Annotated in this window: 10 protein-coding genes; 2 read left to right on the forward strand and 8 right to left on the reverse strand. The window is 70.5% G+C overall.

The genetic code is table 11. From position 1 onward, the window contains the following. Positions 1-361: 361 nt before the first annotated feature. Positions 362-958 (reverse strand): hypothetical protein, encoded by a 597-nt coding sequence (locus ABD355_RS34415; RefSeq protein ID WP_030943152.1) that lies wholly within the window; start codon positions 956-958, stop codon positions 362-364. Positions 959-1,219: 261 nt separating this feature from the next. Beyond that, positions 1,220-2,635, reverse strand: a complete 1,416-nt coding sequence (gene proS / locus ABD355_RS34420; protein WP_344404844.1) for a proline--tRNA ligase — start codon at positions 2,633-2,635, stop codon at positions 1,220-1,222. A gap of 199 nt (positions 2,636-2,834) precedes the next feature. Here proS and ABD355_RS34425 point away from each other — a divergent pair, with 199 nt between their 5' ends. Beyond that, positions 2,835-3,701, forward strand: coding sequence for an MDR/zinc-dependent alcohol dehydrogenase-like family protein (locus ABD355_RS34425; protein ID WP_344404845.1), 867 nt, complete (start codon positions 2,835-2,837; stop codon positions 3,699-3,701). Here the strand turns inward: ABD355_RS34425 and ftsH are convergent. From ftsH to nsdA, 6 genes are all read right to left on the reverse strand, one after another. Next, on the reverse strand, positions 3,698-5,650 hold the full coding sequence (gene ftsH / locus ABD355_RS34430; protein WP_344404846.1) for an ATP-dependent zinc metalloprotease FtsH: 1,953 nt from the start codon (positions 5,648-5,650) through the stop codon (positions 3,698-3,700). The two genes, ABD355_RS34425 and ftsH, sit on opposite strands and share 4 nt — an antisense overlap. Positions 5,651-5,700: 50 nt before the next feature. Next, positions 5,701-7,254, reverse strand: a complete 1,554-nt coding sequence (ffh, locus tag ABD355_RS34435; protein WP_344404847.1) for a signal recognition particle protein — start codon at positions 7,252-7,254, stop codon at positions 5,701-5,703. 95 nt (positions 7,255-7,349) lie between these two features. Next, positions 7,350-9,797 carry a [protein-PII] uridylyltransferase gene (locus ABD355_RS34440; RefSeq protein WP_344404848.1) on the reverse strand — a complete coding sequence of 816 codons (2,448 nt, stop codon included), beginning with the start codon at positions 9,795-9,797 and terminating at the stop codon, positions 7,350-7,352. A 27-nt stretch (positions 9,798-9,824) separates the two neighbouring features. Next, positions 9,825-10,163 carry a P-II family nitrogen regulator gene (locus ABD355_RS34445; RefSeq protein ID WP_003997576.1) on the reverse strand — a complete coding sequence of 113 codons (339 nt, stop codon included), beginning with the start codon at positions 10,161-10,163 and terminating at the stop codon, positions 9,825-9,827. After that, entirely contained in the window at positions 10,160-11,497 is a 1,338-nt protein-coding gene (locus ABD355_RS34450) for an ammonium transporter (protein WP_344404849.1), read from the reverse strand. The genes ABD355_RS34445 and ABD355_RS34450 overlap by 4 nt, the downstream gene beginning before the upstream one ends. 314 nt (positions 11,498-11,811) lie before the next feature. Further along, positions 11,812-13,302 carry a transcriptional repressor NsdA gene (nsdA, locus tag ABD355_RS34455; protein WP_344404850.1) on the reverse strand — a complete coding sequence of 497 codons (1,491 nt, stop codon included), beginning with the start codon at positions 13,300-13,302 and terminating at the stop codon, positions 11,812-11,814. Between the two features lie 444 nt (positions 13,303-13,746). On the opposite strand from nsdA, the gene ABD355_RS34460 reads away from it, so the two are divergent. Beyond that, on the forward strand, positions 13,747-14,403 hold the full coding sequence (locus ABD355_RS34460; protein ID WP_344404851.1) for a bifunctional DNA primase/polymerase: 657 nt from the start codon (positions 13,747-13,749) through the stop codon (positions 14,401-14,403). Positions 14,404-14,472 lie beyond the last annotated feature (69 nt).

Here is a 14,472-nt window from a genome sequence, read left to right on the forward strand (position 1 = left end):
GTTTTGACGTGGTTGGGCACGGCGAGATTGCCGCGTGGGGTTGCGGTACCCGAGTGCCCGATGGACGCGTCAGCCGGAGGCGAGAGGGTTCCTGTGCGGCTGTCGAGTACAGCTAGCCATTGTGCCACACCCTGCGGGTCGCTTTTGGCCGAGGGGGGCGAGCCGCGCCTGGGCATGGCTGAGGGGCACCCGGCGCCGCAGGTGCCCTTGGGGTGGTCGCGCGGACCGGCGCCACGGGGTGCCGTCTGCGTCCACCCGTGCCGCGCCAGCGGCACGACTGCCCGCAGACGGCGGTCGGCTCCCCGCGCGCGGTGCTCCGGATTCCGGCAGCCACGAGATGCCGGTGCTCCAGGACCCGCGCTTATGCAGCTCCCACGACCTCCGGGATCCGGAACGGCTTGCCGCAGCCGCCGCAGACGATCGGCGCCTGGGCCAGCACCGACGGGACGACCCGTACGTTACGGCCGCAGTCGCACACCGCCTTCACTCGCACCCCGCCCCCGGACGAGCCGTGCCGGGCCGCCGGGCCGCGGAAGCTCTTCGGGGTGTCGGCGGAGGTGGCTGCCGTGTGGGCCTTGAGGGCGCGCTGCAGCCGCTCGATGGTCGGGCGGTAGCGGCGCTTGGCCTCGGGGTTGAGCGTGACCAGTGAGAAGCCGCTGCTGGGGTGCGGTTCCTCGGGGTGGTCCAGGCCCAGCTCCTCGGCGATCGCGAGGAATCTGCGGTTGTGGTACCGGCCGGCGCGGGACGTGTCGCGTACGCCGCGCGCGGCGGCGATGCCATGGACTGCCTCATGGAGCAGTCGCTCGAAGGAGAGCTCGTGACCGCACGCGGACGACGACTCTCCGATCAGGGACTCTGGCGCGGCAAGGTCCGGCAGCTCGGGGTGGTACCGCTGAATGTCGGCCCACGCCTCTGCCAGCTCTGCGGCGAGAACAGGTGGTGTCTGTGTCGTGCTCACGTAATGACAACGAGCGGGGCCTCGAATGTGTTCCTATTCCGGGCCATCCCAAATAATTTGCACGTACCCGTCAGTTGCCGCTGATGCGTCCCGACGAGGGCGGGTGCGCTGATCTGCGGAGAAACCTCACAGCTCGTCCCAAGCCGGTACGTAGCCCGCTCTACGACCCGGCGCGTAGACGGTGTCCACGCGCCGGTGCGGGGGTGATCCGCAGGTGCGCAAGGGGCGTTTCGGTCGCGTCCACGGCGGAACGGCCCTGTATCAGTAAGCGCGCGCGACGACCGCGACGTTACCGGGCGCGTCGTCGGCCGCCGGCACCGACCCGTCGGCAGCGACCAGACACCGTACGGTCACCGCGTGCGCGGCCAGCCTGGCCTCGCCTTCTTCGCCGAGATCCGCCCAGGGGATGCGCGCCCAGCCGCCGGCGCCGACCGCCTCGACGGCTTCCTCGATCGTCGACACGTCGGCCGTACGGGACTCGCGGCGCTCGCGGGACTCGGCGAGCAGGAGCGCCTGGTCCTCCTCGAGGATCGCGGGCAGGAGCGGCACGAGGGAGTCGACCGGCACCGGCTCCTTGCCGCCGGGGATGCGGCGGGCCAGCATCGCCGTGCCGTTCTCCAGGTCACGGGGCCCGACCTCGATGCGTACGGGCACGCCCTTCAGCTCCCAGTCGACGGCCCGGCGCCCGAAGGGGGTGTCGGTGCGGTCGTCGACGTGGACACGCAGGCCCGCTGCCCGCAATCGGTCACCGAGCTCACGGACCTTGGCCAAAACCGCCTCCTCGCCCTTGATCGCGAGGACGACGACCTGGATCTGCGCGAGCCGCGGCGGGACCCTGAGGCCGTTGTCATCTCCGTGAGTCATCACCAGGGCGCCGATCATGCGGGTGGTGGAGCCCCAGGAGGTCTGCCAGACGAGCTCCTGCCTGCCGTCCCTGGACAGATACCGGGTGTTGAAGGCCTTGGCGAAGTTCTGGCCCAGCTCATGACTGGTGACCATCTGGAGCGCCTTGCCGTCGCCCATCATGCTTTCGAGGGTGAGGGTGTTGACGGCGCCGGCGAAGCGCTCCTTGGCCGTCTTGCGGCCGGAGACGAAGTCCGTCGCGAGGACCTCGGTCAGGAAGTTCCCGTAGACGTGCTGCTGGATGTGCGCGGCGAAGTCGCGGGCCTCCTCGTACGTGGCGTGCGCGGTGTGGCCCTCCTGCCACAGGAACTCGGTCGTACGGAGGAAGAGACGGGGCCGCAGTTCCCAACGGACCACGTTCGCCCACTGGTTGATCTGCAGGGGCAGGTCGCGGTAGCTCTGCACCCACTTCGAGAAGTAGTCGTTGATGATCATCTCGGAGGTGGGGCGGACGACCGCGGGCTCCTCCAGTTCCTTGCCGCCGCCATGGGTGACCACGGCCAGCTCGGGCGCGAAGCCCTCGACGTGGTCGGCCTCCCTCGCGAAGTACGACTGCGGGATCAGCAGCGGGAAGTACGCGTTCTGGGTGCCCGTCTCCTTGATCCGGGCGTCCATCTCCGCCTGCATCCGCTCCCAGAGCCCGTACCCGTACGGTCGGATCACCATGGTGCCGCGCACCGGGCCGTTGTCGGCCAGTTCGGCCTTGGTGATCAGATCCTGGTACCAGCGCGGGAAGTCGTCCGCGCGCGGGGTGAGAACGGGAGCCTTTGCCATGGGCGCGATGGTAGGGGCCCACGTTGCCGGGATGTGAATTCTTTTCGCCCGCATATGCAACCCACAAGCCGGGCCCCACTACCCCTGGACGAGCGGTCGAGTGCGGAGTTATCTGGCATACGGGGGGAGTGCGAGCGCACGTCACGGGGGCCATGGAATCGGGTACAGGGGCAACTCTCGGCGGATTGGGGCGCTTTACATGACACCTACGCTCGTGCGGCAGCACCCGTCCCCTGCGGGCCAGGCGCCCCGTGTGGACCTGTGTGCACGCGCGCGTGACTGGTCCGAGATCCAGGAGCGGATGCTGGTCCCGCTCTACGAGGCCGTCTACGAGCGACTGGAAGTGGGCCCCGGCACCCGGCTGTTGGGCCTCGGCTGCGGCAGCGGGCTGGCCCTTTTGATGGCGGCCTCCAGAGGCGCGGCGGTCACCGGTGTCGACCACTCCTCCCCCGAACGCCTGGCTCTCGCGCGGGAGCGGCTCCTCCCGGACGCGTGGGGCACGCGCGCACGTGCAGGGACCCGGATCGTCGACGGCTCGCCCGAAGACCTCGTGGCCGCGGGCGACGCGGAGACGCCCGCGTTCACCCTGGTGACGGCTTTCGAGCCGATCGGGTGTCTGGCGGGCGACTCGGAGGGGCTCGGCGGGCTGCTGCAGGCAGCGACACCGCTCGCCGGGCACGGGGCGCCCGTGGTGCTCGCCGGCTGGGGTCCGCCGGAACGTTGCACCACGTCGTCCGTGCTGCGGGTGGCCACCAGGCTGGCGGATCCGCTGCGCAGCGCGGGCAGTTGGCGCCCCGCCCTTCGTGACGACCTGGAGGAGGTCGCGCAGCGGGCGGGTCTGAAGCCCGACGGCTCCGGGCGGGTCGCCTGCCCGTTCGGGTACGCGGGCGTGGACAGCGCGGTGCGGGGCCTGCTGTCGACGGGCCTGTTCGACGCGGCGATCTCCGCGACGGACCAGGCGCAGGTGGACAAGGAACTGGCGGAGGCCCTGCACCAGTATCAGCGCCGGGACGGCACGGTGTGGATGCCGAACGTGTTCCGGTACCTGATCGCCCGCACCCCTTAGACCCCGGACGCGTCAGGCGCCTCCGCCTTTTCCAGCCGTGTGATCCCCGCGATCCGGTACGCGTCCGCCTCTTCCAGAGTCTCCCGCTCCAGCAGGGCCCGGGCGAGGGCGTCCAGTTGGCCGCGGTGGTCGGTCAGCTTGCGGCACGCCTCCTCGTAGCACTCGTCGACGATCCGGCGCATCTCGCCGTCGATCACGTCGAGGGTCTGCGGGGCGGCGGCCAGGCCGTACGCCTGCTGGGCGTCGCCGGGCAGGGCCGACAGGCGGCCGACGCGCTCGCTCATGCCCCAGCGGGCGACCATGCCGCGGGCGATGCCCGTGACCTGCTCAAGGTCGTTCTCCGCACCGGTGGTGACGACGCCGTAGACGACCTGCTCCGCCGCCATGCCGCCGAGCGCGCCGATGATCCGGCCGCGCAGGTACTCCTCGGTGTACGCGTACTTGTCGGACTCCGGTGTGGAGAGCGTGACGCCGAGGGCCCGGCCGCGCGGCACGATGGTGATCTTGCGGACGGGGTCGGCGCCGGGCTGGAGCATGCCGAGCAGGGCGTGGCCGCTCTCGTGGTAGGCGGTGCGGCGGCGCTCCTCCTCGGGCATCACAAGAGGCCGTTCGGCGCCCAGTTGGACCTTTTCCAGGGCCTCGGAGAGGTCGGCCTGGGTGACCCGCTCCTGTTTGCGCTTGACGGCGAGCAGGGCGGCCTCGTTGGCGAGGTTGGCCAGTTCGGCGCCGGTCATGCCCGGGGTCGTACGGGCGACCTGGCCGAGGTCGACGTCCTTCGCGAGGGGGATCTCGCGGGTGTGGATCCGCAGGATGGCCTCGCGGCCACCGCGGTCCGGGGGCGAGACCATGACCACCCGGTCGAAGCGGCCGGGGCGGGTCAGCGCCGGGTCCAGGACGTCGGCGCGGTTGGTGGCGGCGATGACGATGACGCCCTCCGAGCCGGAGAAGCCGTCCATCTCGGTGAGGATCTGGTTCAGCGTCTGTTCGCGTTCGTCGTGGCCGCCCATGCCGGAGCCGCCGCCGCGGGCCCGTCCGATGGTGTCGATCTCGTCGATGAAGATGATCGACGGCGCCACCTTGCGGGCCTCCGCGAACAGTTCACGCACCCGTGAGGCGCCGACGCCGACGATCATCTCGATGAACTCGGAGGCCGACGCCGAGAAGAACGGCACGCCGGCCTCACCGGCGACGGCACGTGCGAGGAGGGTCTTTCCGGTGCCGGGCGGGCCGGCGAGCAGCACGCCCCGGGGCATCTTCGCGCCCATCCTGCGGTAGGCGTCCGGGTTCTTCAGGAAGTCGACGACGTCGTTGAGCTCACCCTCGACCTCGTCGATGCCCGCCACGTCCTCGAAGGTCGTGCGCTGGGCGCCCGGCTGCAGTTCGACCGGTTTGGGCGGCGCCTTGCGGCCGAGCATTCCGCCCGCGCCGCCGAGCCCCGTGTTCATCCGCCGCGCGACGAAGACCCATACGGCGATCAGCAGCAGCATCGGGGCCAGCGAGATCAGCAGATTGGCCAGAAAGCTGCGGTGCTGGACGACCGGTTCCGCCGTCACGGTGACGTTGTGCTTGGTCAGGTCGTCCCAGATCTTGTCGCTCGCGAACGTCGGCCGCTCGGTGCTGAACTTGGTGTACTTGCCGCCGCCGTGCGGGCTCTTCTGCCCCTTCTTGAGCTGGCCCTGGATCGCATTGCCCTTGGCGTAGATCTTGCTGACGTTGCCCGCGTCGACCTGCTTGCTGAACTCGGTGTACGAAATCGTGGGCTCGTTGCCCTCGTTGAAGAACGACAGGATCAGATTCGCGATCAGATACACGACCAGCGCGGTCAGGATCAGGCTCCACCAGCCGCCGCGCATCTTCCGACCGCCCGGTGGCCTCGGCGGCTCCTCGGGAGTGCCCTCGGTACGCCAGGGCTGGTCGGGCGACTTGCGCGGCGGGGCGGGGTTGGTCATAAGCGGACGTTACGACAACGCCCCGCCCCTGGCACGCGCACCGGGTGAACTCAGCCCATGAACTTCTTGAACTCGTCCGGGAGCTCGAAGTCCTGCGGCGCCGGCTGACCCGGCACACCGAAGGCGCCTCCGCCCTGAGCGGCGGCGGCCCGGCGGGCGGCCTCCTCCTGCTCCTGCTGCTTGCGCTTCATCGGGTTGCCGGAGCGCTGCTTGCCCTTGGCCTTCTTCGGCTGCTTCCTGGCCCGGCCGGCACCGCCACCCATGCCCGGCATCCCGGGCATACCCGGCATACCGCCACCCTGGGCCATGCGGGACATCATCTTGCGGGCCTCGAAGAACCGCTCGACGAGGTTCTTGACCGCGCTGACCTCGACGCCGGAACCCTTGGCGATACGGGCCCGGCGCGAACCGTTGATGATCGTCGGTTCCTGGCGCTCGGCCGGGGTCATCGACTTGATGATGGCGGCGGTGCGGTCGACGTCCCGCTCGTCGATGTTGTTGATCTGTTCCTTGATCTGGCCCATGCCGGGCATCATGCCGAGCAGCTTGGAGATGCTGCCCATCTTCCTGACCTGCTCCATCTGGGCCAGGAAGTCGTCCAGGGTGAAGTCCTGGCCCTTCTTGGAGGCGAGCTTGGAGGCCATCTTGGCGGCCTCTTCCTCGCTGAACTCCTTCTGCGCCTTCTCGAACAGGGTGGCGAGGTCACCCATGTCGAGGATGCGGCCGGCCATCCGGTCGGGGTGGAAGACGTCGAAGTCGTCCAGCTTCTCGCCGTTGGAGGCGAACATGATCGGCTTGCCGGTGACCGAGGCGATCGACAGGGCCGCACCACCGCGGGCGTCGCCGTCGAGCTTGGAGAGGACCACACCGTCGAAGCCGACGCCGTCGCGGAAGGCCTCCGCCGTGTTGACGGCGTCCTGACCGATCATCGCGTCGACGACGAAGAGGATCTCGTCCGGCGAGACCGCGTCCCGGATGTCCGCGGCCTGCTGCATCATCTCCTGGTCGATGCCGAGGCGGCCGGCGGTGTCGACGATGACGATGTCGTGGACCTTGGTCTTCGCATGCTGGATCGAGTCCTTGGCGACCTGGACCGGGTCCCCCACGCCGTTGCCCGGTTCCGGGGCGAAGACGGCCACGCCGGCCCGCTCGGCGACGACGCTCAGCTGGGTGACCGCGTTCGGGCGCTGGAGGTCGGCGGCGACCAGGAGCGGCGAGTGGCCCTCTTCCTTGAGGTGCTTGGCGAGCTTGCCCGCCAGGGTGGTCTTACCGGCACCCTGCAGACCCGCGAGCATGATCACGGTCGGCGGCTGCTTGGCGAACCGCAGGCGGCGGGTCTGGCCGCCCAGGATGGTGACCAGCTCGTCGTTGACGATGTCGAGGACCCGCTGGGCGGGGTACCGCGTATCGGCGAGCTCGGGGCCGAGGGCGCGCTCCTTGACGTTCTTGATGAACGCGCGGACGACGGGCAGGGCCACGTCCGCTTCGAGCAGCGCGATACGGATCTCGCGCGCGGTGGCGTCGATGTCCGCCTCGCTCAGACGCCCCTTGCCGCGCAGATTCTTGAAGGTCGCTGAGAGGCGATCGGAGAGAGTGTCGAACACGGCGGCGTCGGTCCTCGGAGTCGGGGTCAGTGTGAGCGTCTTCCAGGGTATCGGGCCGCGCAAGACAATCGTCCCCGCCCGCTCCTACGGCTGGGTCACCCCCGCAATGTCTCCTCCAGTTTCCGCGCCACGGCCGACGCCTCGTCGCCCGGCAGGGGCGCGCCCTCGGGTCCGGTCACGTAGAAGGCGTCCACGGCGTTCGCGCCCAGCGTGGAGACGTGCGCACTGCGGACCCGTACGCTCGCGTCCTCCAGCGCCCGCCCGATGCGGAAGAGCAGTCCGGGGGCGTCCTGCGCACGTACCTCGATCACCGTGGCCAGCCGGGACGCGGCCGAGGCGACCGTCACCCGCGCCGGCGGCGCCACGACACCCCGGCGGCGCGGATACGCGGCATCGCGCTCGGCGAGGCGCCCGGCGATGTCCAGGGACCCGTCCAGTGCCCGTACGAGATCGGCCCGCAGCCGGGCCGCCTGGGGCAGCGAGCCGTACTCGGCGGCGACCCGCCAGTCCAGCAGCAGGACCGAGCCCTCGACGCCGTCCGGCAGGTCCAGGGTGCGCAGCTCGGCGGTGCGTACGGTCAGCCGGTGCATGGCGAGGACACCGGCCACGGCGGGCAGCACGCCCTCCTGGTCCGGTACGGCGATGAGCAGTTCGACGCCGAGCGGCTCCGGGTCACCGGAGGGCTGTTCCTCCGTCGGCGGCTCGGTCTGGGCGCGCAGGGACAGCACCGGGCTGCCGGTGGCGACCGCCTCGATGGCGAGCCGTTCCTGCTCGGCGGTGGGCGCGGCGGCCTCGGGCTCGTCGAGGACGTCCCCGGCGAGCACGGCGGCGACCCGCTTGACCAGGTCGGCGACGAGCGAGCCGCGCCAGGACGACCAGGCGGCCGGTCCGGTGGCCAGGGCGTCCGCCTCGGTCAGCGCGTGCAGCAGTTCCAGGGTGTGCTGCGAGCCGACCGCCTCCGCGACCGAGCGGACCGTGGCCGGGTCCTCCAGGTCACGGCGGGTGGCCGTGTCGACCAGGAGCAGATGGTGGCGTACGAGGGTGGAGAGCACGGCCACGTCGTCGCGGTCGAAGCCGATACGGGCGGCCACGTCCTTGGCGATGATCTCGCCGGCCACCGAGTGGTCGCCGGGCCAGCCCTTGCCGATGTCGTGCAGCAGAGCGGCGACCAGGAGCAGGTCGGGGCGGTGCACGCGGCGGGTGAACTCGGAGGCGCGTACGGCGGTCTCGATCAGGTGCCGGTCGACGGTCCAGATGTGCACGGCATTGCGCTGCGGGCGGCAGCGCACCCGTTCCCAGTCCGGAAGCAGCCGCGTGATCAGGCCTTCCGCCTCCAGTGCCTCCCAGACGTCGATGGTGGGGTGTCCGGAGCCGAGCAGGGTGACCAGCTGTTCGCGGGCCTCGGCGGGCCAGGGCGTGGGCAGGGGGCGCACGGTCGCCGCCAGGCGCCGTACGGCGTGCAGGGAGAGCGGAAGGCCGGCCTGTGCGGCGGCGGCCGCGGCGCGCAGCGGCAGGACGGGGTCGCGCTCGGGGCGCGCGGCCCGGGCGAGCACCACCTCGCCGTCCTGCTCGACCACGCCCTCGGCCAGCGGGGAGCGCTCCGGGACGGGCTTGCCGCCGCCGAGCATGGCGCGCAGCCGCGGCCGTACGGCACGCGACCGCAGCACGCGTGCCACTTCGCGCCAGGTGACGTCACTGGCGTACGAGATGACGCGTGCGGCCTCATAGACCTGCCGCAGGAGGGTGTCGGCGTCGAGCAGTCCGAGCTCGGCGGCGACCTGGTCCTGCTCCTGCAGGGCGAGCCGGTCGGTCGCCCGACCGGTCGTCAGGTGCAGGGCGTCGCGTACGTCGAGCAGTCGGCGCCGGGCGTCGTCGAGGCCCTCGCGCGGGGCGTCGGCCAGCCAGGAGGCGGCGACGGCCCGCAGGGTGGTGGCGTCGCGCAGACCGCCGCGGGCCTCCTTCAGGTCCGGCTCCAGCAGGTACTGCAGCTCGCCCTGGCGTTCGGCGCGCTCGGCGCACAGCTCCTGGAGTTCGGGGAGACGTTTCGGCGCCTGGTTGCGCCAGTCCGCCAGCACGGCCGTCCGCAGACCGGCCGTCAGGCCCAGGTCTCCGGCGATGTGGCGGGCGTCCAGCAGGCCGAGCTGGACCTTCAGGTCCTCCCCGGCCGTCCTGCGGGCCTCGGCGGGGGTGCGGACCGAGTGGTCCAGGGCGAGGCCGAGGTCCCAGACGGGGTACCAGATGCGGTCGGCCAGGGCGGCGACCGCCTTGGGGTCGCTGCCGTCGTGGAGGAGGAGCAGGTCCAGGTCGCTGCGGGGGGAGAGCTCACCGCGGCCGTAGCCGCCGACAGCGACCAGGGAGACCCCGCGCAGCCCCTCGGCGCCCGCCGCGAACAGTCCCGTCAGCCAGTCGTCCGTCAGCTCGGACAGGGCGGTACGGCGCGGCGGCCCGGACTGCGCCCCCTCGGTGAGGAGGTGCAGCCGGGCCGCCGCGTAGCCGCTGGGTCCCGAGTCTTCCGCTTCCTTGTGCACGTCCGTGCTCGACACCCAGCAGCTCCTGTCCTTCTTCTTCGGTTAGAGCGCGTCCGGGCCGCGCTCGCCGGTCCGGACCCGTACGGCCGTCTCGACCGGGAGGGACCAGACCTTGCCGTCACCGATCTTGCCGGTTCGGGCCGCCTTGACGATGACGTCGATCAGCTGCTCGGCGTCGTCGTCCTCGGCCAGTACCTCGATACGGATCTTGGGAACCAGGTCGACGGTGTACTCGGCACCGCGGTAGACCTCGGTGTGGCCCCGCTGACGACCGTAACCGCTCGCCTCGGTGACCGTCAGGCCATGGACTCCGAAGGCCTGCAGGGCCTCCTTGATCTCGTCGAGCCGGTGCGGCTTCACGACGGCGGTGATGAGCTTCATGCGTCCACCTTCTTGCTCTCCGTGGCGGCCAGGACCGAAGCGGCGGATCCGGCGATGCCGCCACCCGCGCCGCTGAAGTCGTATGCGGTCTCGGCGTGCTCCGCCTGGTCGATACCGGAGATCTCCTCGTCCTCGGTGACCCGCATGCCGATGGTCTTGTCGAGGAGGAAGGCGAGGACCGCGGAGGCGATCAGGGAGTAGGCGAGGACCGCACCGACACCGGCGCACTGCTTCCACAGCTGGGTGAAGGAGTGGTCGCCGTAGAAGACGCCCGTCGCGGTCGACTGGCCCTTGCCGGTGGCGAAGAAGCCGATGAGCAGGGAGCCGATGATGCCACCGACCATGTGGACGCCGACGACGTCGAGGGAGTCGTCGTAGCCGAACTTGTACTTCAGGCCCACGGCCGCGGCGCAGGCGACACCGGCGATGGCGCCGACGGCGATCGCACCGAGCGGGGAGACCGCACCACCGGACGGGGTGATCGCGACCAGACCGGCGACCGCGCCGGAGGCGGCGCCCAGCGTGGTGAACGCGCCGTGGCGGATCTTCTCGTAGGCGAGCCAGGCCAGCATGGCGGCACCGGTGGCGACCTGCGTGTTGACGAACATCAGCGCGCCGACGCCGTCGTCGTTGCCGAGCCACGAACCGGCGTTGAAGCCGAACCAGCCGAACCACAGCAGACCCGCGCCGAGCATGACCAGCGGGAGGCTGTGCGGGCGCATCGGGTCCTTCTTGAAGCCGACACGCTTGCCGATGACGAGGATCACGCCGAGCGCGCCCGCACCGGCGTTGATGTGGACCGCGGTACCACCGGCGAAGTCGATCACACCGAGCTTGAAGGCCCAGCCGTCGGCACCCCAGACCCAGTGGGCGACCGGGACGTAGACAACCGTGAGCCACAGGGCGACGAACAGCGCCCAGGCCGAGAACTTGACGCGGTCCGCGAGGGCGCCGCTTATCAGGGCCGGAGTGATGATGGCGAACATCATCTGGAAGACCATGAACACGAAGATCGGGATCGTGTATCCGGGCCAGAGTTCCGTCAGACCGATCTTGCTCAGGCCGAACCAGTTGGAGTCCCAGCCGATGAGGCCGTTGTTCGTGCCGAAGGCGAGGGAGAAGCCGTAGAGCACCCACAGAATGGTGACGATACCCATGCTGATGAAGCTCATCATCAGCATGTTGAGAGTGCTCTTGACGCGGACCATGCCTCCGTAGAAGAAGGCGAGGCCCGGCGTCATGATCAGTACCAGAGCGGATGCAATGAGCATGAAGCCTGTGTTCGCGGAGGACAGCTTGGGTGCCTCCGCGGCAAGCGTGATGGCTGGTGCCATCGGCGTCTCCTCGTCGTTGGTACGGCCCCGTGCGGGCGAAGCCTGAAGCGGTCATGAGGGGTGGGCCGGTTATGCGCCATGAGATTGGCGCAGCGCGGTTTCGTTGGAAGCCCCTCGTTGTTTCGCCGCCGTGACGAAGGCGCCCTGTGTGTTACGCCTCGATGAACTGCCGGATGTCGGGCGGGTCCATCGTTATCGTGGCGCAACCTTCACCGAAGGAGAAAACCGGCCACGGGCGGCCTTCCGATGACCTGGCATGGGGGAGCCGAGTCGGGCAGTTCGGGAGGGCCGGCCGCGGCCGGGGCCAAGGGTTTTCAGACCGCCTCGGCGGTCTCCGGTAGTTCGACGGCGAGCTTCTCGGTGAGGTCCACGACCTCGGCGAGATCCCCGAAATCGCGTACGGCCGTGTCCACCGTCTTTCGAATACGAGTGTTCACGCGCTCGGAGCGGACCTTCTTGGCGATGTGCATGGCCTGCTCGGCCAGCACCGCGCTGCGCTCGGGCTCACGCTGCAGCAGATGCACCGTGGCCATGCCGATCAGGTTCAGTGCATACGAGCGCTGGTGCTCGGGGTCCCGGGAGAACAGCTCGACGGCCTGCTGCATCACGGGCTCGGCCAGGGACGCGTACGTGGGGCTGCGGCCCGCGACATAGGCGAGGTCACGGTACGAGTGGGAGTTCTCGCCGTGCAGCTCGGCCTCGGAGAAGAAGCGGATCCAGTCGGGGTCCGGCTCGTCCCACTCGTCCGCGTCCGCGAAGGTGTCCTCGGCCATCCGGACCGCCCGCTTGCACTTGCCGGGCTGCCCCATGTTGGCGTAGGCGCGGGCCTCCATCGCATACAGCATCGACTGGGTGCGGGGGCTCGCGCAGTCCCGGCTGCCGTACTGCGCGAGATGGATCAGTTCCAGCGCGTCGTCGGGCCGGCCGAGGTGGATCATCTGGCGGCTCATGCTGGAGAGGATGTAAGAGCCGAGCGGCTTGTCCCCCGCCTCCTTGGCGGCGTGCAGGGCGAGGACGAAGTACTTCTGGGCGGTCGGCTGGAGCCCGACGTCGTACGACATCCAGCCGGCCAGCTCCGCCAGCTCCCCGGCGACCTTGAACAGCTTCCTCGTGGTGGCCTCGGGCTGGGGCTCCTGGAGCAGGTCCGTCACCTCGTGCAGCTGGCCGACCACCGCCTTGCGGCGCAGGCCGCCGCCGCACTGGGCGTCCCACTGCCGGAACATCACCGTCGTGGACTCCAGCAGGTCCAGCTCGGGCTTGGAGAGCCTGCCGGGCCGGCGGGACGATGCCGGTGGTTCCGGCTCCGGCTCCGACTGCGGGGCCTGGGGCGAGGGCACCAGCCAGCGCTGCATGGGCTCGATGAGGGACGGGCCCGCGGACAGGGCCAGCGAGGTCCCGAGGAAGCCGCGCCGCGCCAGCATCAGGTCGCTGCGCGAGAACTCGCTGAGCAGGGCCACCGTCTGCGGGCCCGTCCAGGGCAGGTCGACGCCGGACACGGAGGGTGACTGACGGGCCGCGCGCAGGCCGAGGTCCTCGACGGAGACCACACAGCCGAAGCGCTCGGAGAACAGCTCGGACAGGATCCTGGGGATCGGCTCGCGGGGGTTCTCGCCGTCCAGCCAGCGGCGCACCCGGGAGGTGTCCGTGGAGATGTGGTTGGCACCCAACTGACGCGCCCTGCGGTTGACTTGACGGGCGAGTTCGCCCTTCGACCAGCCGCTGCGCACGAACCAGGACATGAGCAGCTCGTTGGGGCGCTTGTCCATGCTGGTCGCGGTCGTCCCGCTTCCGCCGTTGCCGCTCACTGGAACGCCCCCATCCCTGAGACCACTTGTCGCTGAGTGCGCCAAGCCCTATCAGAATGCCGGTGAACACTGCCGCCCGTCCGCCGGTTCTCACCCTTCGAACGGGATGCCTACTTGCCTCCGGCATACCCACGAGTGCATGTGCCCCCAGGACTCGCACACTCACAGTAATCCTACGATCACCCGTCCAGCCATGGCGATCCCGGAAACGCCACCATTCGCCACCCCTTCGAATGAACTCAGTGTCGCCTCGGCGCGATTCACTTGACATAGACCAACCCGGAGTAGGCGGAGCGATGCACTCAGGGGCGTGCGCCGCCGAGTTCACCACCCGGGGCACTTCGAGCGCCGCCCGGACCACGCGGGGCCGATGCGTCCGGAACACAGGGTCACGTTCCGCATCCGCGTCGTAACCACCGACGCGTCGGACCCGTTGGAGGGGGCATGGGCTTCACGATCGGCGGCATCCGGGAGATTCGCTCCGGCGCGCGTCGGCGCGGCCGCTCCTCGGAGTGCACCGCCGTCGCCGAGTTCACGGGGCTGTGGGGCTGGGACGCCGTCCCGGGAGCCCGGGCCGCGGCGGGCGACTGTTCCTGCGGCCGGGCGGACTGCAGCGCACCGGGGGCGCACCCCCTGGAGTTCGCGCCCCAGGTCCAGGCCGGCGCCACGCTCGACGAAGTGACCAAGGCGTGGGGTGAGTTCCCCGGAGCGTCGGTCATGCTTGCGGTCGGCCGGGCGTTCGACGTCATCGAGGTGGCCGAGCCCGCGGGCCGCCGCGCCCTGGTCCGCCTGGAGCGCATGGGCCTCCCGGTCGGCCCGGTCACCGCGACCCCGGAGGGGCGCGCCCAGTTCTTCGTCGCCCCCGGAGCCGCCGCAGAACTCCCCGAGCTGCTCTACCGCATGGGCTGGGACGATCCGACCTCCCTCGACCTGCGCGGCCTGGGCCCCGGCACCTACATCACGGCCCCGCCCTCCGACCGGGGCGGTCTGGGCCCGGTCCGCTGGCTGCGGCCGCCCGCCCTGGACTCGGCCACAAAACCCCCGGCGGCACGGCTGCTGCTGGGGACGCTTGCCTATGTGGCGCATCGGTCGCGGGCGTAGGCCCCGGGTCGCCCCCCGGTCGTACACAGCGAAGCGCCCGTCTCCCAACTGCACCTTGGGAAACGGGCG

Source organism: Streptomyces longisporus (genome assembly GCF_039532765.1).
Lineage (GTDB): Bacteria > Actinomycetota > Actinomycetes > Streptomycetales > Streptomycetaceae > Streptomyces > Streptomyces longisporus.